At 71.1% G+C, this 25,412-nt stretch carries 25 protein-coding genes; 9 read left to right on the top strand and 16 right to left on the bottom strand.

The window, feature by feature from the left end:
- Nucleotides 1–42: 42 nt before the first annotated feature.
- Both FHT37_RS21600 and FHT37_RS21595 read left to right on the top strand, forming a co-directional pair.
- Nucleotides 43–774, top strand: a complete 732-nt coding sequence (locus tag FHT37_RS21600) for a TetR family transcriptional regulator (RefSeq protein WP_183484462.1) — start codon at nt 43–45, stop codon at nt 772–774.
- Between the two features lie 136 nt (nt 775–910).
- The gene (locus FHT37_RS21595; protein WP_409072718.1) at nt 911–3,367 is read left to right on the top strand and encodes a YgiQ family radical SAM protein; all 2,457 of its coding nucleotides are present in this window, start codon (nt 911–913) and stop codon (nt 3,365–3,367) included.
- Nucleotides 3,368–3,374: 7 nt separating this feature from the next.
- Here FHT37_RS21595 and FHT37_RS21590 read toward each other — a convergent pair whose 3' ends face one another.
- Together FHT37_RS21590 and FHT37_RS21585 are read right to left on the bottom strand one after the other, a co-directional pair.
- Entirely contained in the window at nt 3,375–3,785 is a 411-nt protein-coding gene (locus tag FHT37_RS21590) for a hypothetical protein (RefSeq protein ID WP_183484459.1), read from the bottom strand.
- Entirely contained in the window at nt 3,782–4,177 is a 396-nt protein-coding gene (locus tag FHT37_RS21585; RefSeq protein WP_175538135.1) for a phage holin family protein, read from the bottom strand. Before FHT37_RS21585 ends, FHT37_RS21590 begins: the two co-directional genes overlap by 4 nt.
- Nucleotides 4,178–4,342: 165 nt before the next feature.
- On the opposite strand from FHT37_RS21585, the gene FHT37_RS21580 reads away from it, so the two are divergent.
- Nucleotides 4,343–6,709: a bifunctional diguanylate cyclase/phosphodiesterase gene (locus tag FHT37_RS21580; RefSeq protein ID WP_183484456.1), complete on the top strand. Its 2,367-nt coding sequence runs from the start codon at nt 4,343–4,345 to the stop codon at nt 6,707–6,709.
- On the opposite strand, the gene FHT37_RS21575 is transcribed toward FHT37_RS21580, so the two are convergent.
- The 3 genes from FHT37_RS21575 to FHT37_RS21565 all read right to left on the bottom strand — a co-directional run bounded on the left by FHT37_RS21575 (nt 6,696) and on the right by FHT37_RS21565 (nt 8,983).
- Entirely contained in the window at nt 6,696–7,001 is a 306-nt protein-coding gene (locus FHT37_RS21575) for a YqjD family protein (protein WP_091720058.1), read from the bottom strand. The two genes, FHT37_RS21580 and FHT37_RS21575, sit on opposite strands and share 14 nt — an antisense overlap.
- A gap of 211 nt (nt 7,002–7,212) precedes the next feature.
- Nucleotides 7,213–7,503, bottom strand: a complete 291-nt coding sequence (locus FHT37_RS21570; RefSeq protein WP_183484453.1) for a hypothetical protein — start codon at nt 7,501–7,503, stop codon at nt 7,213–7,215.
- The gene (locus FHT37_RS21565; RefSeq protein WP_183484450.1) at nt 7,493–8,983 is read right to left on the bottom strand and encodes a C25 family cysteine peptidase; all 1,491 of its coding nucleotides are present in this window, start codon (nt 8,981–8,983) and stop codon (nt 7,493–7,495) included. Before FHT37_RS21565 ends, FHT37_RS21570 begins: the two co-directional genes overlap by 11 nt.
- A 142-nt stretch (nt 8,984–9,125) precedes the next feature.
- Here FHT37_RS21565 and FHT37_RS21560 point away from each other — a divergent pair, with 142 nt between their 5' ends.
- Nucleotides 9,126–9,752 (top strand): hypothetical protein, encoded by a 627-nt coding sequence (locus FHT37_RS21560; protein WP_183484447.1) that lies wholly within the window; start codon nt 9,126–9,128, stop codon nt 9,750–9,752.
- Between the two features lie 38 nt (nt 9,753–9,790).
- Here the strand turns inward: FHT37_RS21560 and FHT37_RS21555 are convergent, their stop codons facing one another.
- Nucleotides 9,791–10,369, bottom strand: coding sequence for a phosphoribosyltransferase (locus FHT37_RS21555; protein ID WP_183484444.1), 579 nt, complete (start codon nt 10,367–10,369; stop codon nt 9,791–9,793).
- A gap of 148 nt (nt 10,370–10,517) precedes the next feature.
- Here FHT37_RS21555 and FHT37_RS21550 point away from each other — a divergent pair, with 148 nt between their 5' ends.
- Nucleotides 10,518–10,964: a VOC family protein gene (locus FHT37_RS21550; protein ID WP_091720040.1), complete on the top strand. Its 447-nt coding sequence runs from the start codon at nt 10,518–10,520 to the stop codon at nt 10,962–10,964.
- A 221-nt stretch (nt 10,965–11,185) separates the two neighbouring features.
- Complete coding sequence (locus FHT37_RS21545) at nt 11,186–11,401, top strand: hypothetical protein (protein WP_091720037.1); 216 nt, start codon at nt 11,186–11,188, stop codon at nt 11,399–11,401.
- A 75-nt stretch (nt 11,402–11,476) separates the two neighbouring features.
- Here the strand turns inward: FHT37_RS21545 and FHT37_RS21540 are convergent, their stop codons facing one another.
- The 10 genes from FHT37_RS21540 to FHT37_RS21495 all read right to left on the bottom strand — a co-directional run bounded on the left by FHT37_RS21540 (nt 11,477) and on the right by FHT37_RS21495 (nt 23,694).
- Nucleotides 11,477–12,388 (bottom strand): hydroxymethylglutaryl-CoA lyase, encoded by a 912-nt coding sequence (locus tag FHT37_RS21540; RefSeq protein ID WP_183484441.1) that lies wholly within the window; start codon nt 12,386–12,388, stop codon nt 11,477–11,479.
- Between the two features lie 335 nt (nt 12,389–12,723).
- Complete coding sequence (locus FHT37_RS21535) at nt 12,724–14,721, bottom strand: acetyl/propionyl/methylcrotonyl-CoA carboxylase subunit alpha (RefSeq protein ID WP_183484438.1); 1,998 nt, start codon at nt 14,719–14,721, stop codon at nt 12,724–12,726.
- 162 nt (nt 14,722–14,883) lie between these two features.
- Nucleotides 14,884–15,993 (bottom strand): biotin synthase BioB, encoded by a 1,110-nt coding sequence (bioB, locus tag FHT37_RS21530; protein WP_183484435.1) that lies wholly within the window; start codon nt 15,991–15,993, stop codon nt 14,884–14,886.
- A complete protein-coding gene (gene bioD, locus FHT37_RS21525; protein ID WP_183484432.1) occupies nt 15,990–16,748 on the bottom strand; it encodes a dethiobiotin synthase in 759 nt (252 codons plus the stop codon). The genes bioB and bioD overlap by 4 nt, the downstream gene beginning before the upstream one ends.
- Nucleotides 16,745–17,950, bottom strand: coding sequence for an 8-amino-7-oxononanoate synthase (gene bioF / locus FHT37_RS21520; RefSeq protein WP_183484429.1), 1,206 nt, complete (start codon nt 17,948–17,950; stop codon nt 16,745–16,747). The genes bioD and bioF overlap by 4 nt, the downstream gene beginning before the upstream one ends.
- On the bottom strand, nt 17,940–19,271 hold the full coding sequence (gene bioA, locus FHT37_RS21515; RefSeq protein WP_183484426.1) for an adenosylmethionine--8-amino-7-oxononanoate transaminase: 1,332 nt from the start codon (nt 19,269–19,271) through the stop codon (nt 17,940–17,942). Before bioA ends, bioF begins: the two co-directional genes overlap by 11 nt.
- Nucleotides 19,272–19,334: 63 nt before the next feature.
- Nucleotides 19,335–20,147 (bottom strand): enoyl-CoA hydratase/isomerase family protein, encoded by an 813-nt coding sequence (locus FHT37_RS21510; protein WP_091720020.1) that lies wholly within the window; start codon nt 20,145–20,147, stop codon nt 19,335–19,337.
- Nucleotides 20,148–20,208: 61 nt separating this feature from the next.
- On the bottom strand, nt 20,209–21,498 hold the full coding sequence (locus FHT37_RS21505) for a S9 family peptidase (protein WP_183484423.1): 1,290 nt from the start codon (nt 21,496–21,498) through the stop codon (nt 20,209–20,211).
- A complete protein-coding gene (locus tag FHT37_RS21500) occupies nt 21,495–22,052 on the bottom strand; it encodes a GNAT family N-acetyltransferase (RefSeq protein ID WP_183484420.1) in 558 nt (185 codons plus the stop codon). Before FHT37_RS21500 ends, FHT37_RS21505 begins: the two co-directional genes overlap by 4 nt.
- 34 nt (nt 22,053–22,086) lie before the next feature.
- Nucleotides 22,087–23,694, bottom strand: coding sequence for a carboxyl transferase domain-containing protein (locus FHT37_RS21495; RefSeq protein WP_183484417.1), 1,608 nt, complete (start codon nt 23,692–23,694; stop codon nt 22,087–22,089).
- A gap of 231 nt (nt 23,695–23,925) precedes the next feature.
- Between FHT37_RS21495 and FHT37_RS21490 the strand changes: the two genes are divergently transcribed.
- From FHT37_RS21490 to FHT37_RS21480, 3 genes are all read left to right on the top strand, one after another.
- Nucleotides 23,926–24,705 (top strand): TetR/AcrR family transcriptional regulator, encoded by a 780-nt coding sequence (locus tag FHT37_RS21490; protein WP_147241495.1) that lies wholly within the window; start codon nt 23,926–23,928, stop codon nt 24,703–24,705.
- A gap of 137 nt (nt 24,706–24,842) precedes the next feature.
- The gene (locus tag FHT37_RS21485; RefSeq protein ID WP_183484414.1) at nt 24,843–25,109 is read left to right on the top strand and encodes a hypothetical protein; all 267 of its coding nucleotides are present in this window, start codon (nt 24,843–24,845) and stop codon (nt 25,107–25,109) included.
- Nucleotides 25,090–25,401, top strand: a complete 312-nt coding sequence (locus tag FHT37_RS21480) for a type II toxin-antitoxin system RelE/ParE family toxin (protein WP_183484412.1) — start codon at nt 25,090–25,092, stop codon at nt 25,399–25,401. Before FHT37_RS21485 ends, FHT37_RS21480 begins: the two co-directional genes overlap by 20 nt.
- Nucleotides 25,402–25,412 lie beyond the last annotated feature (11 nt).

The following is a 25,412-nucleotide window of genomic DNA, read 5'->3' as shown; positions in this document are numbered from 1 at the left end:
ATGCATGTATGTTTCTGGAACGTGCTTCTACAATCGCGCCCCATGGCCCGCCGAACCAAACAAGAAGCCCAGGAAACCCGCGCCCGCCTGCTGGACGCCGCGGAGCAGCTGTTCCATGAACGCGGCGTCTCGCGCACCTCGCTGCAGGACATCGCGCAGGCCGCCGGCGTGACGCGTGGCGCCGTCTACTGGCACTTCGAGGACAAGGTCCAGCTCTTCAACGCGATGATGGAACGCGCCACCATGCCGCTGGAGGAGGACTTCGAGGCCTCGGTCTCGCCCGGTCCGGACCGGCCATTGGACGACTTGCGGCTGCGCCTGATGAACGTCATGCACTGCGCTGCGTTCAACGCTCGCACACGCCGGGCCTTCGAGATCGCCAACACGCGGGTCGAGTTCGTCGGCGAAATGGCCACGGTGCGCGAACGCAAGGTCGCCGCGCACCGCGAATGGACCGGCCACAACCGCGAGGCCTTCGAGCGCGCCAAGGCGCTGGGCCAGCTGCCGGCGGAGGTGGACTCGCAGCAGGCGGCGATCGGCCTGATGGCGCTGGTGGGCGGGTTGCTGCACCACTGGATGCTGGATCCGGAGGCCTTCGACCTGATCGAGGTCGGGCAGGCGCGGCTGGAGCATTACCTCTCCTCCTTGACGGTGGCGGTGCCGAACCGCTTCGCCCCGCTGACCGCCGCCGAGCGCGGCGCGCTGGGGCGCCAGCCGGTGTGCTCGGCCAATCGGGCGGAAGACGACCGCAGCGACGACGGCGACGACCACTGAACGTCGGCGGACGCGGCCGTCCATCGTCGCGATTAACCGTTAATCCGGTGGAAAGCCCTGCATTTGGGCAGGGTCCCCTGAGGGAAATCCCAGGGTGCGGCGACAATAGCCGGTTGCCCACGCCCGAGCCGCCGCCGTGTCCATCGCTCCCCCGCCCACCCGTCCGCTGTCCGATCTGAAGAAGACCGGCCAGAAGGCGCTGACCGCTTACCGCCCGTTCTGGGCCAAGCGCTTCGGCCCCGCGCCCTTTCTGCCGATGTCCCGCGAGGAAATGACCCAGCTGGGCTGGGACAGCTGCGACATCATCATCGTCAGCGGCGACGCCTACGTGGACCACCCCAGCTTCGGCATGGCGGTGATCGGGCGCACGCTGGAGGCGCAGGGATTCCGGGTCGGAATCATCGCGCAGCCGGACTGGAATTCGGCGGATCCGTTCCGGGCCCTGGGCAAGCCCAACCTGTTCTTCGGCGTGGCGGCCGGCAACATGGATTCGATGATCAACCACTACACGGCCGACCGGAAGATCCGCTCGGACGACGCCTACACGCCGGGCGGCGCCGCAGGCAAGCGGCCGGACCGCGCGACGCTGGTCTACACGCAGCGCTGCAAGGAGGCGTTCAAGGACGTCCCCGTGATCATCGGCGGCATCGAGGCCTCACTGCGGCGCATCGCGCATTACGACTACTGGCAGGACAAGGTCCGGCGCTCGATCCTGGTGGATTCGAAGGCCGACCTGCTCGTCTACGGCAACGCCGAGCGCGCGATCATCGAGATCGCCCACCGCCTGGCGCAGAAGAAACCCATCGAATCGATCACCGACGTGCGCGGCACCGCCTTCATGCGCAAGCCCGACGACGCGTCGCTGGACGGCTGGTTCGAGATCGACTCCACCGAGGTCGACGCGCCCGGCAAGATCGATGCGCTGCTCAGCCCCTACATGACGACCGAGGAAGCGGCCGCCGACCAGGGCACGGATTGCTCGAAGCAGCAGGCGCAGGCCGCGGGCGCGGATGGTGCCACCGCGGGTGCGGCAGCTCCGGCGGCGGCCGGCATGCCGGAGATCAAGCCGATCAAGATCGTCCGCCAGACGCTGGCGAAGAACGGCAGCGACGGCCGAGCGCTCGTGACGCCGCGCGACCGAACCGTGATCCGCCTGCCCGCCTACGAGCAGGTCAAGAGCGATCCGGTCCTCTACGCCCACGCCAACCGCGTGCTGCACCTGGAGACCAACCCGGGCAACGCCCGCGCGCTGGTGCAGCGGCATTCGTCGGGCGGCGTCGACCGCGACGTCTGGCTGAATCCGCCCCCCATCCCGCTGACGACGGTCGAGATGGATCACGTCTTCGACCTGCCCTACGCGCGCAGCCCGCATCCGGTCTATGCCGACGAGAACGGCAGCCACGACCACGGGACCAAGATCCCGGCGTGGGAAATGATCCGCTTCAGCGTGAACATCATGCGAGGCTGCTTCGGCGGCTGCACCTTCTGCTCGATCACCGAGCACGAGGGCCGCGTGATCCAGAGCCGCAGCGAGGACTCGATCATTCGCGAGATCGAGGACATCCGCGACAAGGTCAAGGGCTTCACCGGGATCATCTCGGACCTGGGCGGCCCGACGGCCAACATGTGGCACATCGGCTGCAAGAGCCCCGAGATCGAGGCCGCCTGCCGCAAGCCCAGCTGCGTCTATCCGGGCATCTGTCCCAACCTGCACACCGACCACGGCCCGCTGATCAAGCTGTACCGCCGCGCCCGGGCGCTGCGCGGGGTGAAGAAGATCCTGATCGGCTCGGGCCTGCGCTACGACCTGGCGATCGAATCGCCCGAGTACATCCAGGAGCTGGTGACGCACCACGTCGGCGGCTACCTGAAGATCGCGCCCGAGCACACCGAGGGCGGTCCGCTGTCCAAGATGATGAAGCCGGGCATCGGCACCTACGACCGCTTCAAGCAGCTGTTCGAGCAGGCCAGCGCCGCCGCCGGCAAGAAGCAGTTCCTGATCCCCTACTTCATCGCGGCGCACCCGGGCACGGCCGACGAGGACATGATGAACCTGGCGCTCTGGCTCAAGCGCAACGGCTTCCGCGCCGACCAGGTGCAGACCTTCTACCCGAGCCCGATGGCCACGGCCACGGCGATGTACCACTCGGGCAAGAACCCGCTGAAGAAGGTGACGCGCGACAGCGAACCGGTCGACATCGTCAAGGGCGAGCGCCGGCGGCGCCTGCACAAGGCCTTCCTGCGCTACCACGACCCGAGCAACTGGCCGCTGCTGCGCGAGGCGCTCAAGGACATGGGCCGCGCCGACCTGATCGGCAACGGCAAGCATCACCTGATCCCGACCTTCCAGCCCACGGGCACGGACGGCGGCTACGAGTCGGCGCGCCGGAAGAACTCGACCAACGCCGGGCAGAAGGTCGCGCCGAACAAGCCGCGCGCCGGCCAGCTGCTCACGCAGCACACCGGCCTGCCGCCGCGGGAGACCGGCTCGGCTCGCGCGCCGCAGCGTCCGGCCGGCGCCGCCGCGCGCCCGGCCGGCAAGCCCTTCGCCAAGCCGGCAGGCAAGCCGGGCGCGAAGCGCGGTCCGCGCTGACGCGCCTTCAGCGGGCGGGCGTCGAGGGGGACGTCGGGCGGGCGCCCGGTGTCGCGTTGCCGGCGGCCTCGGTCGCCGGCGCGGGCTTCACCCACTGCCACACCTTCCATCCCAGGCTCAGCCACGCCCACAGCCGCGCGATGCGGCCCGGCGGGCTGTCCGCGGCCTCGGGATCGCGCCGGCGGAAGGCGCGCGTCAGTCCCGCCAGCCCACCCGCCGCGGCCAGCGCCGCCACCGTGCGCCACAGGCGCGGCAGGCTGCCCGCCAGGCGGTAGAGCGCATGGCCGCGTTCGGCCCATTGCATCGGGCGCTCGAGCGCCCTCGCCTCGTGCAGCAGGCCCAGGCGCAGCTCCGCGCTGCGCAGTTGCAGCTCGAGCTGCCGCAGCTTCAGCCGCTGGCGCGCATCGCCCCACATCATGGCCGCGCCCCCGGCTCCGTCTCGGGCTCGAGCGCGCGCTGATCGCGCGCCAGCTCCGCCACGCTGGCCGCGAACGGCCGCCCCGCCGCCAACTGGCGCTTCGCCCAATACCAGCTGCCCACCGCCCCCAGCAGGAAGGCCGCGCCCAGGCCGGCGCCCAGCGGCGCGCGCCAGGCATCGGGCACCCACAGCAGCGCGGCGAACACCAGCATCAGCAGCGCGGCCACGCCCAGCAGCAGCGCCAGCAGCAGCGCGGTCAAGGCGCCGAACAGGCGCAGCAGCTCCGCCTGCAGCTCGACGCCCAGCAGCTCCAGCCGCACGCGGGCCAGTTCAAGCGCCCGCTCGGCCATCCGCCGCAGCCGCTCCGTCAGCCCCGGATCGCGTGATTCCATCGAACGTCTCTCCTCTGTGTCCGGCCCCTCCGGTGTGCGGAAGCTATCACTGAATCGGGGGAAACGAGGGCGTTCTTTGTCCATACCGGCTCCAGGCCTTGGGCTACAGTGCGGTAACGCTTGGTTGCGCGGACCCCGCGCGGCCGGCCTTTCAAGGTTGATTCAATGCCTGATCGCCAGCACACGCACTCCGACGTCGTCGAGGACGACGACCTGCTGCAGTTCCTGGACGACCACGAGCACGCCGTCCTCGACGACCTCCCGCCACGCAAGCCCTGGCGGGTGCTGATCGTCGACGACGACACCGACGTCCACAAGGCCACCGAGCTGGCCATGCAGGGCCTGCAGGTCGAGGGCCAGCCGCTGGCCTTCCTGCATGCGAAGTCCGCGGCCGAGGCGCGCGCGCTGTTGCGCCAGGAGCCCGACATCGCCGTCGTCCTGCTGGACGTCGTGATGGAGTCCGACGACGCCGGCCTCCAGCTGGTGCGCCACATCCGCGAGGAACTGCGCCTGCGCGCCGTGCGCATCGTGCTGCGCACCGGCCAGCCCGGCTACGCGCCGGAGATCGAGACGGTCCAGGCCTACGACATCAACGACTACAAGACCAAGTCGGAGCTGACCCGCACGCGGCTGTACACCGTGCTGACGGCGGCGATCCGCTCCTACCGCCAGATCCGCGCGTTGGAAGCCAACCGGCAGGGGCTGGAGATGATCGTCGAGGCCAGCACCGAGCTCGGCCGCCAGCACGGGCTGCACCGCTTCGCCGAGGGCGTGGTGACGCAGCTGTGCGCGCTGCTGGGCACGCTGCCGGAAGGGCTGGTCTGCGTGCAGGCGCACAACGACGCCAGCGGCGATGCCCGCGTCATCGCGGCCGCCGGCCAGTACAGCTCGCTGATCAATCGCCCGCTGCACGCGGTGCCGGCGGGCAAGGTGCGCGACCTGCTGGCGCGCTGCCTGGCCGTCGGCCACAACCTGCACGAGGACGGCTGCACCGTGCTGTTCTTCGGCCTGCCCAGCGGCCGCGCCATGGCGGCGCTGGTCGAGGTGCAGCGCGAGCTCGACGAGCTCGACCGCCAGTTGCTGCGCGCGTTCTGCTCCAACATCGCCGTCGGCTTCGAGAACGTCATGCTGTACACGCAGCTGACCGACCAGGCCTACAACGACCCGCTGCTGCAGCTGCCCAACCGCACCCGCTTCATCGAGCTGCTCGAGCACAACCTCAAGTCGCCCGAAGGCATCACGCTCGCGCTGATCGACCTGGACGACTTCGCCGACGTCAACGACGCCTTCGGCCACCGCTTCGGCGACCAGGTGCTGCAGGCGGTCTCCCAGCGGCTGGCGCAGCGGCTGGGCTTCAACACCGCGATGGCGCGGATCTCGTCGAACGCCTTCGGGCTGCTCGGGCCCGACGACATGGTCAACGGCCACCGCATCGGCGGCGTCTTCGACGACCCCTTCACCGTCGCGGGCGAGCGCCTGCAGCTGTCCGCCACCACCGGGCTGGTGCGGCTGGCCCAGTCCCGGACACTGGGCTCGGAACTGCTGCTGGACGCGCAGATCGCGCTCAAGCGCGCCAAGGCGGGCAACCGCGGCGCATCGCAGTACTTTTCGCCGGAGATGGGCATCGACGCCCGCGAGCGCTTCAAGCTGCTCAAGGGCCTGCGCGCCAGCTTCGAGGAGCGCCGGCTGTTCGTCGTGTACCAGCCGCAGGTGGAGCTCGACACGCTGCGCGTCATCGGCGCCGAGGCGCTGCTGCGCTGGCGCACCGCCGACGGCAAGTTCGTCCCGCCCGACCAGTTCATCCCGCTGGCGGAGCAGTCCGGCCTGATCGTCCCGATCGGCGAATTCGTGCTCCGCGCCGCCTGCCGCCAGGTGCGCCAGCTACGCGACGCCGGCTACGCCGACTTCCGCATCGCGGTGAACATTTCGCTGGCGCAGTTCCGCCATCCCGCTTTCATCGACACCGTCCGGCGCGCGCTGGCCGATGCCGACGTGCCCGGCGCGGCGCTCGAGCTGGAGATCACCGAATCGATGGCGATGGAGGAAGTCTCGGCCGTGCTGCGCGTGCTGGCGGAGATCCGCGGCACCGGCGCGTCCGTCGCGATCGATGACTTCGGCACCGGCTTCTCGTCGCTGAGCCAGTTGCGGCGGCTGGATGTCGAGCGGCTCAAGATCGACCGCGCCTTCGTGCGCGAGGCGCAGAGCTCGGCGGCCGGCGCGACCATCGCGCAGATGGTGGTGAACCTGGGCTGCAGCCTCGGCATGCGGGTCGTCGCCGAGGGCATCGAGACCGAGGAACAGCGCCAGCACCTGCTGGCGCTGGGCTGTCACGAAGGCCAGGGCTGGCTGTTCGCCAAGCCGATGCCGGCCGAGGAACTCGATCGCTGGCTGGCCGCGCCCAAGTCCTGGGCACTGGACCCCGCGCCTGCAGCAGCGACGGCGACGGCGGCCCAGCCGGTGGCGGGGGCGCCTTGCGCCGCCCCCTGTGCCGCGGCGTCCGGCGCCACGGCCGCGCCGATCAGCGGCGGCTGATCAGCAGACCCAGCAGCAGGCCGACGCCGGCGGCCACGCCGATCGACTGCCAGGGGTTGTCGTGCACGTAGTCGTCGGTCGCCTTGCTGGCGGCCTTGGCGCGCTCGACCGCGGCGGACTGGAACTCGCCCAGGCTGGACTTGGCGCGATCCAGCGTCGACTGCACGCGCGCGCGCAACTCGGACGCGCCGGCGCTGGTCTGGTCGGCGGTGGCCCGCAGCAGCGACTCGGCGTCGGTCACCACCTGGTGCAGGTCGGACAGCAGGCGGTCGGAGGGAGAGGTCTTGGCCATGAGCGGGCTCCTTTTGGTCGGGTTGTGAGGATCAGGACGCGCATCGGCGCGGAACGAAGTCCGGTTGTACGTCTGCCGAGCAACCTCCGGCAAGTCGCCCTGACGGGTGTCCGACCGCGGCACACGGTTTTGACGATGCGCGAGGCTCGGTGGGTCTCCGGCAGATTTCGCTCCCGGCCTGGGCACCCATTGGGCGGCCCCAGCCGTTCGCTCATCCCGAGGAAGGGGGATCGTCGCCGCAAACGGTATAGCGGCGCACCAGGAAATAGCTGCTGCGCCGTTCCCCTTCGACGATCAAGACCTGGCCCTCCAGCGCTTCCAGTTCCGGATCGCGGAAGGGATTGGCGCCGGCGCGGCGCAGCACGACCCGGTCGCCGTCGTCGACGACCAGCAGCACCGCCAGGCGCTCGCTCTTGCTGCCGAGGTCCAGGCGCTCGCGGCACAGGCGTCCGCGCAGGCACTCGGCGGTGCCGTCGTGGGCGGCGTCGCGATCAGCGGGCATGCATGCGCCTCACATGGAGCAGCCGCCCGTCCTGCTCGGTCGCGATCAGCGCCAGCAGGCGGCGTTCGACCCAGCCCTTGTAGACATGGATCGCCCGATGGCCGGGGGCGCCGGAGATCCGGTAGCTCACCCGCGCGCAGTGCTCGGCGTCCAGGCCGGATTCCTTGAGCATGGGCCGCACCGCCTCGAGCACGGCCGGGGCCGGCGCCGCCTCGGTGGGCAGCAGGCGCGGCAGCGAGCGCGCCAGGTTGCGGCCCTCGCGCTCCAGGCGCTCGCGGCGCAGGCCGCGCACGCCGCGGTCCTCGACGGTGGCGAAGGCCTTGCGGAAAGCCTTGGTGCGGGCCAGCGCATGCGACACGCCGGCCACCGGCTGCAGCGACGGGTCGCCCAGCAGGTAGAACTGCCCCAGCGTCTTGAGGTCCATCGGATCGAGGTGGGTGCGCTCGCCGGCGAATTTCTGGCGTGCCTCCAGCAGCGCCCGGCCCAGCGAGGCCCCGGCCAGCACGCGTTGCAGGAAGTACTGGCACAGCAGGTCGGCGGAGCCGTTCCCGTCGCTCGGTCCGTAGGCAATGGTGGTGCTGCCGAGGAAGGCGCAGGCGCCGTCGGTCAGGTAGCGCAGGGCCATCGGCCAGTCGCCGTCGGCCAGCGCCGGATCGAAGAGCTGCGCGCCATAGCAACACTCCGCGGCGACCACGGTGCCCGCGGTGACCCGGTCGCGCAGCAGCGCCGAGCGCATCGAGACCGGGAAATCCTCGCCGCGCTGGCCGTAGTACTCCGGCATGTCGGCGGCGCCGTGGCAATTGATGAAGTGCATGCGGGGCGCCAGATCGGCCTTGTTCCACTTCGGCCCGTCCGGCGGCGACAGGCGCAGCCCGTCCGCGTGGCCGAAGGTGTTGGTCAGGCTGAGCCGCGTCGAGCCCTGCCAGACCTCGGCCGACAGCGCGAAGCTGTCCATGAAGGACGCGCGCGGCAGGCCCTTGTGGCGGGACGCCGCGCGGATCAGCTGCAGCAGCAGGTCGGGCCGCGTCGCGCCGGGCAGGTCGGGCAGCCGCCCGACGACCCGCGTCGGCCCGAGGAACCGGTTCGGGTCGGTCGAGTAGGCGGCCTCGCAGGCGTAAGGCAGGTCGCTGGGGACGATGCGGTCCTCGTCGCCCAGTTCGCCGCCGTGCGCCGGGTTCTTCAGCGGCACCATCGGCAGCAGGTCGGGGCCGCCCAGCAGCATCAGGTAGTGGGGCTGGCGGGCGCGGGCCAGCGCGTCGATGGCCGTCTTCAGCGCCTTGGCGTCGGGCCGGGCCGGCACCGGTGCGGCGCCGTAAGGCTTCATCGCGGAGGCGAGGTCGACCGCCACCACCAGCGTGTCGACGCCGCGCCGCTTGTCCGCGGTGGCCAGCGCCTTCAGCGCTGCGTCGACCTTCGCCAGCGCGGTGGCGCCGTACTTGGCGCGCAGCGCGCCGCGATGAACGATGACCAGCTTGTCCATGTGAAGTCCCTCCCCGCCCGGGACGGTGCCCGGAAAGCCGGATCGTAGGCAGCGGCGGCGCGTGCGGCAATCCACAAGCTGGGGAGGCCTACGCCGGACTGTCATCAAGCCTGCATGCGACCTTCGCAACATCCGGCCCGCCATGCAAACTTCTGTTACTCCTCCCCGCAAGACCGAGCTGGCGCGCCAGATGCTGGCGCCGGGCCAGCGCCAGTTGGCGCCCGCGTTGCGAGCGCTGCTCATCACCGTCGACGGCAAGCGCGACGCGCAGGAGTTGCAGCGCCTGGCCCGCGGGCTGGGCCTGGGCGACGACGGCCTGTCGCGGCTGGTCGACCAGGGCCTGGTGGAGCTGCCGCGGGCCCTCAAGCCCGCGGTGGCCGCCGCGGCACCGGCACCGGCACCGGCACCGGCACCGGCACCGGCACCGGCACCGGCGTCGGCGTCGGCGTCGACGTCGACGTCGACGTCGACGGCGTCCGCGATCCAGGCCGTGGACGCGGACGAGGTCGCCGAAGCGGCCGCCCTGGCGCGCGAGGCGCAGGCGCGTGCCAAGCGCCTGGTCGCCACCAAGTTCTTCGCGCTGGACCTGGTCACGCGGATGCTGGCCGGCCGCGAGGGCGAGCTCCGCGACCTGGTCCGCCAAGTCGACACCGAAAGCCGCTTCCAGGAGTGGGTCCACCAGTGCTGCGAGCGCATCGAGGCGCATGCGGACGCCGAGCGCGCGGCGAAGTTCCGCGACAGCGTCGGCCAGACCCTCGCCGCCAGTTGAGCGGCCCGGACTAGCGGCCCGGCCGAGCGGGCCGCCCGCTAGGAGGTCAGCACGGCGACGTACAGCTGCGCGACCTTCGGGTACTGGCGCAGGACGCGGCTGGCCGCCTCGAGGGTGACGCCGGTGTCGATGTGGTCATCGATGAGCAGCGCGTTCCATCGTCCCGGGTTGCGGATCTCGTCGTGCAGCGAGAAGGTGGCGACGAGCCACCCCAGCGTCTCTTCGCGGGTGGCGCTAGCGCGCGCCGCGCTGGCCTGCGGAGCCTTGAGCAGCAGGCGCTCGAACACCGGCACGCGCAGTTGCTGCCCCAGCGCGCGCGCCACCAGGGCCACGGGCTGCCAGGGCCGGGCGCGTGACGGCGGCATCGGCACGATGAAGCCGATCGGCCCGAGGCGCGGCAGCACGCGGGTGCGCAGCGCGCGGGCGAGCGGCTCGGCCTTCGAAAGATCGCCGCGGTGCTTGAGCTGGAACAGCGCCTCGCCGACCTCGGTGCGGGTGGTCGTGATGCGCGGCCGCCCGGCCGGGTCCTCGCCGAGGTAGGCGCTGGCGAGCAGCGTCCGGTCCAGCACATAACCCTCGGTCCAGGGACCTTCGATCGGTCGCAGGGAGACATCCATCCGGCTGCCTTCAGGAGGTGGAAAGCCGGGTGGGTTGGTCCACCGCACGGGTGGTTCGACACCGCCCGGGGAGGGATGTCGCCGCTCAGGCTTGCGGACGCCGGGAGGCGACGCCTATGCTGGATGTTTCCTCGATCAGGGAGTCGCCATGAAGCCCACGCCCGCCGGTTGGCCGCGTCTGTCCAGCGCCGTGTTCTACGAGAGCGCCGCCAAGGCCATCCCCTGGCTGTGCGAGGCCTTCGGCTTCGAGCTGCAGCTGCGCATCGACGGCGACGACGGCTCGGTCGTCCACAGCCAGCTGACCTTCGGCGAGGCGCTGATCATGGTCGCCGAAGGCGGCGAAGGACAGCACTCGCAGCGCTTCGGCATCCCGCTGCGCAGCCCGAAGGGCGTCGGCGGCGCCAACACGCAGAGCCTGATGCTCTACGTCGACGACGCGGACGCGCACTGCGAGCGAGCGCGCCGCGCGGGCGCCACCATCGTCCACGAGCCCAAGGTCGAGGACTACGGGCCCGAGTACTGGGCCGACAAGAACTACGGCGTGCTCGACCTCGACGGCCACCTGTGGTGGTTCGTGGAGCGCGTGCGGGGCTGACGGCGTCGGCCGGTCGATCCGGCGCGGAGGTAAAGAAGTTCGAACTCACCGCGCCTCCACGTCGCGCGCATGCTTTGGTCACGCGTCTCGGATGCATCCTGCACGAGGGCCTGAGGCCGTCTGAACCATTCCCCCTCCGGTGGGTTTGGTGGTCGATGGCCGCCAACGTACGCTTCCCGGCACGACATCCATCCCCGGGGCGGACCGCCCCTTTCCCACTCATGCGCAACGACAACTCCCGCTTCCGGACGCTCCTGTGGCTCATCGGCGCGGTCAGCCAGGCCCTGGTCGGGCTGGCGCTGCTCGGCATCGTGCCGGGCGCCAATCACACCGACGGCTGGTTTGCCCGCTTCGCCGGCCCGGTACTGCTGGCATCCGCCGTCTTTCAACTGGTGGCGCTGGCGCGCGGCCGCGGCAGCAGGCGCGACGCCGGTTGAGGCGGTTCAGGAGCGCGAGCCGCCTCCCGCGACGGCGGCCAATGGGCTCGGCGAGGCGGGGCCGCCTCGCGGCGATCAGCCCTTGCGCTTGGCCAGCACCGCCTTGCCCACGCGCGACACCGGCGGGCGACCCAGCACGCCCGAGATGAAGGCGCCCGCATCGACCAGCTTGTCCAGGTCGATGCCGGTCTCGATGCCCAGGCCGTTCAGCAGGAACACCACGTCCTCGGTCGCGACGTTGCCGGTCGCGCCCTTCGCATACGGGCAGCCGCCCAGGCCGGCCACGCTGGCGTCGAAGGTGTGGATGCCGAGCTCCAGGCAGGCATAGATGTTGGTCAGCGCCTGGCCGTAGGTGTCGTGGAAATGTCCGCTGACCTCGACCAGCGGGTAATGCTTCAGCGCCCGCTCCATCGCCGCCTGCACCCTGCGCGGCGTGCCCACGCCGATCGTGTCGGCGACGCCGAGGTGGTCGACGCCGATGTCCTTCATCAGCTTCACGACGCGCTCGACCTCGTCGGCCGAGACCTCGCCCTGGTAGGGGCAGCCGACCGCGCACGACAGCGCGCCGCGCACCTTGATGCCGGCCTCGTGGGCCGCGGCCACGACCGGGGCGAAGCGCTCGATGCTCTCGGCGATCGAGCAGTTGATGTTCTTCTGCGAGAAGGCCTCGGACGCGGCGGCGAAGACCACGATCTCATCGGGCCGGGCCGGCAGCGCGCCTTCCAGGCCCTTCATGTTGGGGACCAGCACGCTGTGGCGCACGCCGGGGCGGCGCTCGATGGCGGCCATCACGGCGGTGTTGTCGGCCATCTGCGGCACCCACTTCGGCGAGACGAAGCTGGTGACCTCGATCTCCTTCAGGCCGGCGTCCTGCAGCAGCGACACCAGCCGGGCCTTGTCGGCGGTGGCGACGGTGTCCTTCTCGTTCTGCAGGCCGTCGCGCGGGCCGACGTCGACCAGGGTGACTCGTGCAGGCAATGTGGTCATGGCTGATTCCTTCAGCTATCGGATTCGACAAGATCGGCGGCATCGCCGACCGAGGTTTGCAACGCTCCCACCCTCACCCCTGCCCTCTCCCGCCCCGCGGGAGAGGGAGTTCCAAACCGCGCGGCCAGGTTTGTTCCCTCACCCCCTTGCGGGGAGAAGCAACTCAAGATCGCGCGTCGCCGGGCTTACTCCCTCCCTTGCGGGGAGAAGCAACTCAAGACCGCGCGTCGCCGGGCTTACTCCCTCCCCTGCGGGGAGAGGCAACTCAAGACCGCGCGTCGCTGGTTTTACTCCCTCTCCCCGCGTCGCGGGGAGAGGGTGGGGGTGAGGGGTCTTCAGGCTGCCTGCAGCCGCAGCAGTTCGGCGCCATCGCCGACCTGATCTCCGACCGCGAACAGCAACTCGGCCACGACGCCATCGCGCGGCGCGGTGATCGTGTGTTCCATCTTCATCGCCTCCATCACCGCCAGCGGCTGACCCTTGGCGACCGTGTCCCCTGCCTGCGCCAGGAAGGCGACCAGTTTGCCGGGCATCGGCGCGGTCAGGCGACCGCCCTCCGATCCCCCCTCGCCCGCATGGGCGATGACGTCGACCTCGGTCACCAGCGCCGAGCCGTGCGCGCCGAACACCGCCACCTGCTCGCCGACCTTGTAGGTCGACACCGCGACGCGCCGCTCGTTCAGATGCAGCTCATGCCGCTCCGGCGAAGCCGAGCGCACCGCCAGCGCGATCGCCTCCCCGGCCGCGCCGCCCGGCAGCGTCAACGACAGCCCGCCGTGATGGTGCCGCGACAGCAGCACCTGGTGATGCACGCCATCGACGTCGAGCTCGAAGCGCCGCTGCGCCGCGCCGAACAGGCGCCAGCCGTCGCGGCGGCTCCAGGGGTCGGCGGACTCGGTGGCCGACTCCTCGGCCAGCGTGTGCGCGACGACCGCGGCGGCGGCCTCGGCCAGCGGCAGACCGGGCTGGCCGAACAGCGCATCTTTCTCGCGCTCGATCAGCGCGGTGTCCAGGTCGGCATGCACGAAGGACGCCGTCGCCGCGCAGCGGCGCAGGAAGGCGACGTTGGTGTGCAGGCCCACGATGTGCGTGTCCCGCAGCGACGCGTCCAGCAGCGCCAGCGCCTGCTCGCGCGTCTCGCCCCAGACGATCAGCTTGGCGATCATCGAGTCGTAGAACGGGCTGATCGCGTCGCCCTCGCCCACGCCCGAATCGATGCGCACCGCCGCGCGGCGGAAGGCCTCGTGCGCCGGCCAGCGCGCCACCGACAGCGTGCCGGTCGCCGGCAGGAAACCGCCTTCGGGGTTCTCGGCGCAGATGCGGGCCTCGATCGCGTGGCCGTGCATGCGCAGCTCGTGCTGCTTGAGCGGCAGCGGCTCGCCGGCCGCGACGCGCAGCTGCCACTCCACCAGGTCCTGCCCCGTGATGGCCTCCGTCACCGGATGCTCGACCTGCAGCCGGGTGTTCATCTCCATGAAGTAGAACCGGCCGTCCTGCTCCGCGATGAACTCGACCGTGCCCGCGCCCTGATACCCGACGGCCTTCGCGGCCGCGACCGCGGCGGCGCCCATCTCGGCGCGGCGTTCGGCCGTCATGCCGGGCGCCGGCGCCTCCTCCAGCACCTTCTGATGGCGGCGCTGCACCGAGCAGTCGCGCTCGAACAGGTAGAGGCACTCGCCATGGCTGTCGCCGAAGACCTGGATCTCGATGTGGCGCGGCCGCTGGACGTAGCGCTCGATCAGCACCGCGTCGTCGCCGAAGCTGTTGATCGCCTCGCGCTTGCAGGACGCGAGCGCGGCCGCGAAGTCCTCGTCCGCATGCACCGCCCGCATGCCCTTGCCGCCACCGCCGGCGCTGGCCTTGATCAGCACCGGGTAGCCGATGCGCTGCGCCTCGCGACGCAGCAGCGCGGGATCCTGATCCGCACCGTGATAGCCCGGCACCAGCGGCACGCCGGCCTGCTCCATCAGGCGCTTCGATTCAGCCTTCAGGCCCATCGCCTGGATCGCCGCCGGCGGCGGGCCGATGAACGCCAGGCCCGCGTCCGCGCAGGCCTGCGCGAACTCCTCGTTCTCACTCAGGAAGCCGTAGCCCGGATGGACCGCCTCGGCCCCGGTGGCCTTGGCCGCCTCGAGGATGCGCTGCCACTGCAGGTAGCTGTCGCGCGGCGCGGGACCGCCGATGCGCACCGCCTCGTCGCAGGCATGGACGTGGCGCGCGCGCGCGTCCGCATCGGAATAGACGGCGACCGTCTTCACGCCCAGTCGGCGCGCGGTGGCCGCGACGCGGCAGGCGATTTCGCCACGGTTGGCGATCAGGATCTTCTTGAACACGGGTGTCTCCTCATGCTTCAGGTCCTCGGCGCGTCGCGGCTTGTGGCCGCTCGGCGCCGGGTGCGCCCGGACGGCGCGGCGCGCTCGTCCGGGGCGGCGCGGCGGTCGATGCCGTCGCGCCCGTCGGGTCGGTTCAGGTCGGTGCGGCCCTTGCCGGCCCCATCAATGGCGGTGGCCGCAGCCCGCCGCCGCGCCCTCGCCGGCCGGCGCGCAGCCCGGGGCGCGGTCACCAGCGGCATCGGCGTCGGCATCGGCGCTCAGTTCGGCCTCGGTGGCGCAGTGCATGCCCAGGCGCTGGATCAGCTGGCGATCCTTCTCGGCCTGCGGGTTGCTCGTGGTCAGCAGCTTGTCGCCGTAGAACATGCTGTTCGCGCCGGCCAGGAAGCACAGCGACTGCATCGTCTCGGGCATTTCCTCGCGGCCGGCGGACAGGCGCACCATCGCGCGCGGCATCGTGATGCGGGCCACCGCGATCGTGCGGATGAACTCGAAGGGGTCCAGCGCCTGCGTGCCGGCCAGCGGCGTGCCCTCGACCTGCACCAGGTTGTTGATGGGCACCGACTCCGGATACGGATCCAGGTTGGCCAACTGCGCGATCAGGCCGGCGCGCTGGCGGCGGGTCTCCCCCATGCCGACGATGCCGCCCGAGCACACCTTCAGGCCCACGCCGCGCACGCGCTCCAGCGTGTCCAGGCGGTCCTGGTAGGTGCGCGTCGTGATGATCTGGCCGTAGAACTCGGGCGAGGTGTCCAGATTGTGGTTGTAGTAGTCCAGGCCCGCCTCGCGCAGCTGCTCGGCCTGGCCGTCGCCCAGCATGCCGGCCGTCAGGCAGGTCTCCAGGCCCAGCGCCTTGACCTCGGTGATCATCTCGCCGATGGCCTCCAGGTGGCGCTCCTTGGGCGAGCGCCAGGCCGCGCCCATGCAGAAGCGGGTCGCGCCATTGGCCTTGGCGGCGCGGGCGGCTTCCATCACTTCCTCGAGCGGGATCAGCTTCTCGGCCTTCAGGCCGGTGTCGAAGTGCGCGGATTGCGGGCAGTACTTGCAGTCCTCCTCGCAGCCGCCGGTCTTGATCGACAGCAGCGTCGAGAGCTGCACCGCGTTCGGATCGAAGTGCTCGCGGTGGACCTGCTGCGCGCGGAACAGCAGGTCGTTGAACGGCAGCTCGAACAGCGCGGCGATCTCGTTGACGGTCCAGGGCTTGGCGTTGCGACGCAGTTCGTCGGTGGTCGGGGTCAGCGTCTGGATCTGGTTGACGGTCTGCTTCATCGTCATGCTTTCAAGGCGTTCAGCAGCAGCGCTTGCTGCAGGTGCGCGGCCACGGCCGCGGGAGAGGGATCGGGAAGGCGGGGCACATGGCCCCAGCACGGCGCGCCCAGGGCCTGGTCGAGGCCGGCGCGCAAGGCGGCCAGATTGTCCGCCACATGGGCCTGATGGGGGTCGGCGGTGTTGGCGACCCAGCCGGCCAGGCGCAGCCCGCGGGCAAGGATGGCTTCGGCCGTCAGCAGCGCATGGTTGATGCAGCCCAGCCGCAGGCCGACGACCAGCACCACCGGCATCGCCAGGTCGACGGCCAGGTCGGCCGTGTCCCAGCCGTCGGTGAGCGGCACGCGGAAACCGCCGACGCCTTCGATCAACGCGAAGTCGCCCTTGGCCGCCGAGCGCCGGATCGCCGTCAGCAGCGCCAGGCGGTCGATCGCGCGGCCCTCCAGCCGCGCGGCGATGTGCGGCGCGCAGGGCTCGCGGAACTGCAGCGGGCCGACCTCGTCCATCGTCATGCCCTGGCGCTGCGCGGCGTGCAGCAAGGCGACGTCCTCGTTGACCCAGGCGCCGCCGGCGTCCTGCGTCTGGCCGGCCGCCAGCGACTTGATCGGCGTGACGTAGCGGCCCAGGTCGTCGAAGGCGCGCGTCAGGCCGGCGGTGATGCAGGTCTTGCCGATCTCGGTGTCGGTGCCGGTGATGAAGAAGCCGTGCAGCGGATGCGGCGTCGTGGCCGGGTTCGGTGCCAGGGCTTTTGGAGACGGGGTCATGCGCAGGCCTCCAGTGCGGCGAGCAGCCGGTCGACGTCAGCCTCGCTGTGGGTCGCGCACAGCGTGATGCGCAGCCGCGCCTCGCCCTTGGGCACGGTCGGCGGCCGGATGCCCGGCACGCGCAGGCCCTCGCGCTCCAGCGCGGCGGCCAGCGCCATCACCTCGGCATTGCCGCCGACGATCAGCGGCTGGATCGGCGTCTGCGAGTCGGCCAGCGTCCAGGTGAGCGTCGGATGGCGCTCGAGCAGCGCGCCGATGCCGGCGCGCAACCGGGCCTGCAGGGCGCGCAGCGCGGCGCGGCGCTGCGCACCGACCTCGCCGCGGATCAGGTCGAGGCTGGTGAGCAGCGCGTGCTCCACCGCCGGCGGCGAGGCGGTCGAGAAGATGTAGTTGCGAGCCGCCTGCAGCAGGTAGTCGGTGACCGTCCGATGCGCGACGACGAAGGCGCCCGCCAGCCCCGCCGCCTTGCCCAGCGTGCCCACCAGGATCAGCCGCTCGCTGCGCAGCCGGAAGTGTTCCAGCGTGCCGACACCGGTCTCGCCGAGCACGCCCAGTCCATGGGCGTCGTCGACGATCAGCCAGGCGTCGAAGTCCTCGGCGGCCTGCAGCAGCGCGGGCAGCGGCGCGATGTCGCCGTCCATGCTGAAGACCGCATCGGTGACGATCAGCTTGATGCGCGCGCTGCTCGCGCCGAGCTGCGCGCGCAGGTCCTCGACATCGCAATGCGCGTAGCGCGACACCCTGGCCTTGGCCAGCCGCGTGCCATCGATCAGCGAGGCATGGTTCAGCGCCTCGCTGAAGATCTCCGCGTCGGCATCGCCCAGTGCAGTCACGACCGCGAGGTTGGCCATGTAGCCGGTGCAGAAGCCGATCGCCTTGGCCTCGGGGATGTGCGGCTCGAACCAACGGCCCAGCAGCGCCTCGACCTCGTGGTGCGCCCGCGAATGCCCGCTGACCAGCGGCGATGCGCCGGAGCCGCCGCCATACACCTGCGCGCCTTCCACCAGCGCGGCGGTCACCGCCGGATGCGCGGCCAGGCCCAGGTAGTCATTGCTGCAGAACATCGTCAGCTCGCGCGCGACGCCGTCGGCGCCTCGCACCGTCTGGTGCGGCGCGGTGCCGGTCTCGGCGATGCGGGTGAAGCGCGTCAGGTCCTGGGCGCGGATCGCGTCCAGCTTGGCTTGCAGGTGATCAAGCAACATGGACCACCTCCTCCAGCGTTGCGGCCACGGCCGCCGCGAGGAACTTCGCGGCGGGCTCGTCGATCAGGTAAGGCGGCATCAGGTACACGGTCTGGCCGATCGGGCGGATCAGCAACTCGTGCCGGCGCGCGGCGAGGTGGAATTTCTCGGCGAAGCGCTCGACCGGCACGGTCGTCGCCGGGTTGATGTCGAAGGCCAGGATCATGCCGAGCTGACGCAGGTGCGTGATGCGCGGATCGGCCGCCAGCGGCGCGAAGGCCTCGGCCAGCCACGCGGCCTGCTGCTGGTTGCGTTCGAGCTGGCCCGCGTCGAAGCGGTCCAGCACCGCGTTGGCCGCGGCGCAGGCCAGCGGATTGCCGGTGTAGCTGTGCGAGTGCAGGAAGCCGCGCGTCACGTCCTGCGACCAGAAGGCCTGGTAGACCTCGTCGGTGGTCAGCACCAGCGACAGCGCCATGGTGCCGCCGGTGATGCCCTTGGACAGCAACAGGAAGTCGGGCCAGTCGGCCTTCGTGGCCGGCCCGGTCTGCTCCCAGGCGAAGAAGGTGCCGGTGCGGCCGCAGCCGACCGCGATCTCGTCCGCGATCAGGTGCACCTCGAACTCGGTGCACAGCGCGCGCATCGCCTTCAGGTAGGACGGCGCGTACATCGACATGCCGGCCGCGCCCTGCACCAGCGGCTCGACGATGACGGCGGCGATGTGCTCATGCCGCCCGGCGAGCAGTGCGCGCATGTCGCCGAGCGCCTGCGCCTCGTTGCCCAGGCGCTGGTCGGGTGAGGCCACGATGTGGCTGCGCATCAGCAGCGGGTCGTAGGCGTCGCGGAAGATCGCGACGTCGGTGACCGCGAGCGCGCCGATGGTCTCGCCGTGATAACCGTTGCGCAGGCAGACGAACTCGCGCTTGTCCGCGCGGCCGCGGTTGCGCCAGCTGTGGAAGCTCTGCTTGAGCGCGATCTCGACCGCCGAGGCGCCGTCGCTGCCGAAGAAGAGATGGCCCAGCGCGCCGCCGGTGCGCGCCGACAGACGCTCGGCCAGGCGCACGGCCGGCTCGTGCGTGCAGCCGGCCAGCATCACGTGCGGCAGCGTGTCGAGCTGCTGCTTGATCGCGTCGTTGAGGGCCCGGTCGGCGTGGCCGAACAGGTTGACCCACCACGAGCTGTTGGCGTCGAAATAGCGGCGGCCCTCGTGGTCGATCAACCAGGGGCCCTCGCCGCGGGCGATCGGCAGGGGCGGCACGTCCTGCGCGCGCGCCATCTGCGTGCACGGGTGCCAGACCGCCGCGAGGCTGCGGCGCTGCCAGTCTTGTCGTACTGCTTCAGACATTCGGAACTCAGCTCTTGGGAAACAACGGCGCGACGCTCGAGCGGGGCGATCGTGACGCGTCCGTCAGGCCAGCCATGACGGCTTGCCCTTGGACAGGAAACTCTGCACGCCCTCGCGCCCTTCGGCGCTGGCGCGGATGTCGGCGATGCGGCGCGCGGTGTCGTCGCGCAGCGTCTCGGTGATGGGCGCGTGGGCCACGTCCTGCACCAGGCGCTTGCAGGCGCGCACCGCGGCCGGGCCGTTGGCCAGCAGCGACGCGACCAGCGCGTCGACCTTCGCATCGAGCGCCTCGGCGTCGGCGGCCAGTTCATGCACCAGGCCCAGGCGATGGGCCTCGGCGGCGGAGAAGCGCTCGGCCGTCACGAAGTAGCGGCGCGAGGCCTGCTCGCCCAGCGCGCGCACCACGTAGGGACCGATGGTGGCGGGCAGCAGGCCGAGCTTGGCTTCGGACAGGCAGAAGCCGGCGGCCTCGCTGGCGACGACGATGTCGCAGACCGACACCAGGCCCACGCCACCGGCGTAGACGTCGCCCTGCACGCGCGCGATGACCGGCACAGGGCAGCGGTAGAGCGTCCACAGCATGTGGGCGAGGCGGCCGGCGTCGGCGTGGTTCTCGTCCCAGCTGTAGCCGGCCATCGCCTTCATCCAGTTCAGGTCGGCGCCAGCGCAGAAGGCCTTGCCCTCGGCGGCGAGCACGATCGCCCGCAGCGACGGATCGGCGCCCAGGGCCTCGAACACCGCGGTCAGCTCACCGATGACGGTGTCGTTGAAGGCGTTGCGCACGTCCGGGCGGTTCAGCGTGACGCGCGCCACGGCGCCTTGCGGGCCGGAGCGCTCGACGCGCAGCGTGGTCGGGTTCAGGTCGGTCGAGGTCATGGCGATGATCGATGCGGAGGGACGATGGCGATGGCGATGGCGGTGACGCACGGGCCGGGGCTCACGGGGCGCTCCAGACGATGGTCCGGTTGATGGCGTAGAGGCGGCAGCGCTCCTCGCCATCGGTGAACTGGTCGCACAGCGCGAGCGCGCGCGATGCGGCGTCGTCGCCGACGGCCAGGCCCCAGTGGCTGCCGTTGGTGGCGAAGGCGCGCGGCTCCCTGGCCGCCAGGAACTTGCGATAACCGTTGACGATGCGGCCGTCGGCCGGCAACGCGGCCGTGTCCTCCACCGCGCTGCTGCCGACGCCGGCCACCCGCAGCGCGCCAGGGATGGGGAAGCCGAGCGGCTTGAGGAATTCGTCGACGACCGGTTGCCAGACGTCGTTGCCCTTGGCGAAGAGCTGGTGACCGTCCTCGCCGAAGGCGGGCATGAGCCGCGTCTGCGCCAGCCCACCGGCGTCGCGGTAGGCCGCGGACCAGCGCTCCTGGTAGCGAGGTGCGATGAAGCGGTCGTTCTCGGTGAAGACCCACAGCGTGGGCACCGGGTGGCCGCCCTGCGCGGCGCGTCGGCCGAAGTCGGCGAAGCGGCGGGCGAGCTCGTCGGGCCGGCAGGGCTCGCCGGTGTGGGTGTCGGGATTGCCGCCATGGCCCCCGGCGAAGTCGATCGCCGCGACGACACCGGGCAGCCGTTCGCCGGTCGCAGCCATCGTGGCGAAGCCGCCCAGCGATTGGCCGGCCAGCACGACGCGGCTGGCGTCGATGTCGGCGGCCGACTGCATGTGGCGCACCACCGCAGCCACCTGCGCGGCCGCGGCAGCGGCGGCGGTTTCGTAGCGCGGCGCGTCACAGCGGACGCTGGATTCGGGATCGCCGGCGCCGGCCAGCTCGCCGTAGCCGATGCGCGTGGGCACGGCCACGGCGAATCCCTTGCGCACGAAGAAGCGCGCGGCGCCTTCCAGGCGCTGGCGCTTCATCGCCGCCCGGTCCTGCTCGGAGACCGGCCGGCCGTGATTCAGCACCACCAGCGGGAACGGCCCGGGACCGGCCGGGCGGAAGGTCGTCACGATCAGCTCGGCGTCGATGCGGCGGCCCAGGTGGTTCTCGACCGAGACCGGCACGCGGATCACCGCTTCGCGGATGTCGTTGGCAAGTCGGGGCGGCGAGCCCGTCGCGGAGGCCGCGGGCGGCATGTCGCCGGTGGTCGCGTCCTGCGCGCGCGCGGCGGACGGCACGCCGAGAACGAGTCCGCCTCCGAGCAAGGCCGCCAAGCCCAGCACGGCGAAACGCGACGTGCCCCATCCCGTGCCGGTGCCGGCGCCATCAATGATCGTGCGGTGCTTGACGCTCATGGGTGGGCCTCCGTCGACGCCGCCGTGGGGCCGAGCGCCTTGCGCATCAGCACGCTGCGATAGGTCTTGCCGGCCCACTGCACGTCGCCGATCCGCGCGTAACCGCGGCGCTCGTAGCGGCGGCGCAGGGCCTCGGCAGGAACGGCCGTATCGAGCGCGACATGCGCATAACCCTGCGCATGCGCCCAGTCCTCGGCGAGATCCATCAGCCGCTCGGCCACGCCCTGGCCGCGGCAGGACGGATGCACCGCCAGCTGCGCCAGGATCGCCGTGTCGGGCTGCGTGTAGCAGTCCGGCACGGGGTCGCCGAGATAGCGCTCGTCGGGCCGCTTCGGCGGCGCGATGGTCACCGTGCCCACGAGCTCGCCCGAAGCGCTCAGCGCCACGAAGGCCTGGCCGGCCTCGACCCGCTCGCGGGTGGTCTGCACGCTCTGGTTCACCGCCGTGAAGTTCCAGCCCTGCGCCGCCAGCGACGCATAGGAGGCGTGCAGCAGCGCGGTCAGCGCCTCGATCGAATCGGTGGCGGCAAGCGGTCGCAGGGTGATGGCGGTCATCGTCGGAGCGTGGGCAGCGGTCGGAGCCCGGACCTTACATCCGGAACACGCCGAACTTCGTCTCGGGGATCTCGGCGTTCAGCGCAGCCGACAGGCCCAGCGCCAGCACGCGGCGGGTGTCGGCGGGATCGATGACGCCGTCGTCCCACAGGCGGGCGCTGGCGTAGTACGGATGCCCCTGGTCCTCGTACTGCTGACGGATCGGGGCCTTGAAGGCCTCTTCCTCGTCGGCGGACCACTGGCCGCCCTTGGCCTCGATGCCGTCGCGCTTGACGGTGGCCAGCACCGACGCGGCCTGCTCGCCGCCCATCACCGAGATGCGGGCGTTGGGCCACATCCACAGGAAGCGCGGCGAATAGGCGCGGCCGCACATGCCGTAGTTCCCGGCGCCGAAGCTGCCGCCGATGATCACGGTGAACTTGGGCACCTGCGCGCAGGCCACGGCCGTCACCATCTTGGCGCCGGCGCGGGCGATGCCCTCGTTCTCGTACTTGCGGCCGACCATGAAGCCGGTGATGTTCTGCAGGAACACCAGCGGGATCTTGCGCTGGCAGCACAGCTCGATGAAGTGGGCGCCCTTGTTGGCGCTCTCCGCGAAGAGGATGCCGTTGTTGGCCACGATGCCCACCGGCATGCCCTCGATGTGGGCGAAGCCGCAGACCAGCGTGTTGCCGTAGCGGGCCTTGAATTCATCGAACTCGCTGCCATCGACGATGCGGGCGATGACCTCGCGTACGTCGAAGGGCTTGCGCGTGTCGGTCGGGATCACGCCGTGCAGCTCGGCCGGGTCGTAGGCGGGCGGCTTGGGCGGCTGGGTCAGCAGCTCGCCCCGCTTGCGCCAGTTGAGGCGGGCCACCGACTGGCGCGCGATCGCCAGCGCGTGGGTGTCGTTCTCGGCCAGGTGGTCGGCCACGCCGGACAGGCGCGTGTGGACATCGCCGCCGCCCAGGTCCTCGGCGCTGACCACCTCGCCGGTGGCGGCCTTCACCAGCGGGGGGCCGCCCAGGAAGATCGTGCCCTGGTTCTTGACGATGACGGTCTCGTCGCTCATCGCCGGCACGTAGGCGCCGCCAGCGGTGCAGGAGCCCATCACCACGGCGATCTGCGGGATGCCCTTGGCCGAGAGGTTGGCCTGGTTGAAGAAGATGCGGCCGAAGTGGTCGCGGTCCGGGAAGACCTCGTCCTGGTTGGGCAGGTTGGCGCCGCCGCTGTCGACCAGGTAGATGCACGGGAGGCGGTTCTGGTCCGCGATCTCCTGCGCGCGCAGGTGCTTCTTGACGGTGATCGGGTAGTAGGTGCCGCCCTTGACGGTGGCGTCGTTGCAGACGATCACGCACTCGACGCCCGAGACGCGGCCGATGCCGGCGATCACGCCGCCGCCCGGCGCGGCGTTGTCATACATGTCCAGGCCCGCGAGCGGGGCCAGTTCCAGGAAGGGCGTGCCCGGATCCAGCAGCATCTCGACGCGGTCGCGCGGCAGCAGCTTGCCGCGCCCGACGTGCTTGGCCCGCGCGGCCTCGCCGCCGCCTTCGGCGATCTTCGCCAGCCGGGCGTTGAGGTCGTCGATCAGGCCGCGCATCGCGTCCGCGTTGGCCTTGAAGTCGGCCGAGCGGTCGTTGAGCTTGGTGGACAGCTGGGGCATGGTGAGGTGTCTCCGGGCATCTGCGCTCAACGGCCGGCATGGCCGCAGAAACGCTCATATGAGCCGCGCTCAATTCTGTGGAGCGAGCGCTGGTGGGGCGCCGCCGCCCGGGATCGCCGGGCCGGCGCAAGGCGCGAAGCATACGCGAGAAACTCAAGGCGCCGCCAGATGTCCGGCCGCGGAAACCGCCCACTTGAGCCGGGCTCAATAAATCGGGAGAATCCGCCCCTCATGAGCGCCTCCGCCCCCCTCCGCCCCGATGCCGGCGCCATTCCGGCGTCGGCCGCCGCGCTGCCGGCGCGGCGCCGCTCGCCGGTGGGCGCCAAGGCCGAGCAACGGGTGCGGGACATCCTGCGCGAGAGCCGGGTGGTGTTCGCCGAACGCGGCTACGAGCGCGCGACGACGACGGAGATCGCGCAGCGGCTGGGGATCTCCGAGGCGACGGTCTTCACCTACTTCCGCGGCAAGCGCGAGCTGTGCATGCGGGTGATCGGCGACTGGTACGACGAGATCATCGACGCGATTGAATCGGGGCTGCCGCGGGGTCGGCCGATCCGGGACCAGCTGGAATTCGTCGTGCACACGCACCTGCGGCTGTTCCTGATCCAGGGCACGGGGCTGTGCGAGCTCGTGCTGTCGGAAGGCCGCAAGCGCGAGGCGCCGGTGACGCGCGGCGAGGGCCAGGACTTCGGCGCGGCCTTCGTGGACCTGCAGCGTCGCTACACGGCGCCGCTGATGGACCTGCTGGCGCGCGGCCAGGCGCAGGGCGAGGTGCGGCAGGACATTCCGCTGCGGCTGCTGCGCTCGCTGGTCTTCGGGCCGATGGAGCACATGCTGTGGGAGGTGATCATCGCGGGCCGGCAGATCCAGGTGGACGCCGCGGCGCGCGACTTGGTCTCGCTGCTGTGGCCGGCGCTGCAGGCGCCGGACCAGGAGCTCAAGGCGCTGCGGCGCATGAAGGCGCGCGTGGCGCAGGCGCTCGCCGAGGCGGGGGACGAGGGTGAGGGATGAGGCTCGACGGCCAGTCAGCGACCCAGCGCAAGACTCGAGAGGGTCAAACGCGCAGCAGTTCGAGTCATGGCGCGAGCAACACGATTCGGCCACGATGGCTGCTCCGACTTTCGAGTCGATTCCTGGAGTGAAACATCGTGAATGACCAGCCCCGCCTCGCCGTAGATGCGCTTGCCGCCGCTCATCCCGCGCCCGCCCAGCACCCACCGACCTCGCCAGGTGGGCTCCGCCCCGACCTCGACGAGGACCAGTTCGATCAGGAGGCGTGGGACAAGTGGTACCGGGAGCGCATTCGCCGCTCCCTCGAGGACCCTCGCCCCCCGATCTCTCATGCGGAACTGGTGGCGGCGACTTCGCAGTTCCTTTCCGAGTTGGAGGTGCGCCATGTCAGCAAGGCAGCTTGATTGGCGCATCCAGGCCGTGGAGAGCTTGCGCGTGATCCTGGAGCACATTGGCGAGCACAACCTCGACGCGGCCAAGGAGCTGTTCGGCGAGATCTGCAAGCGTCTCAAGCTCGTGACGGATTTCCCCAACCTGTACCGCGCCTCGGAGCGGGTCGAGGGCCTGCGCGAGATCGTGGTGACCGCGAACTATGTCGTGCCTTATCGCATCACGCCGGACGCCGTGCAGGTCGTGGACGTCGTCCACGCGCGAAGGAACTGGCCGGACCCTTCAGCATCTGCGCTGGCGAGTTGAGCCTCTACCCA

Origin of the sequence: Mitsuaria sp. BK037 (assembly GCF_014193045.1) — a bacterium.
In the GTDB taxonomy this organism is placed as follows: domain Bacteria; phylum Pseudomonadota; class Gammaproteobacteria; order Burkholderiales; family Burkholderiaceae_C; genus Roseateles.
The sequence above is the reverse complement of the archived record's forward strand: the minus strand, read 5'-3'. Positions and strand labels throughout refer to the sequence as shown.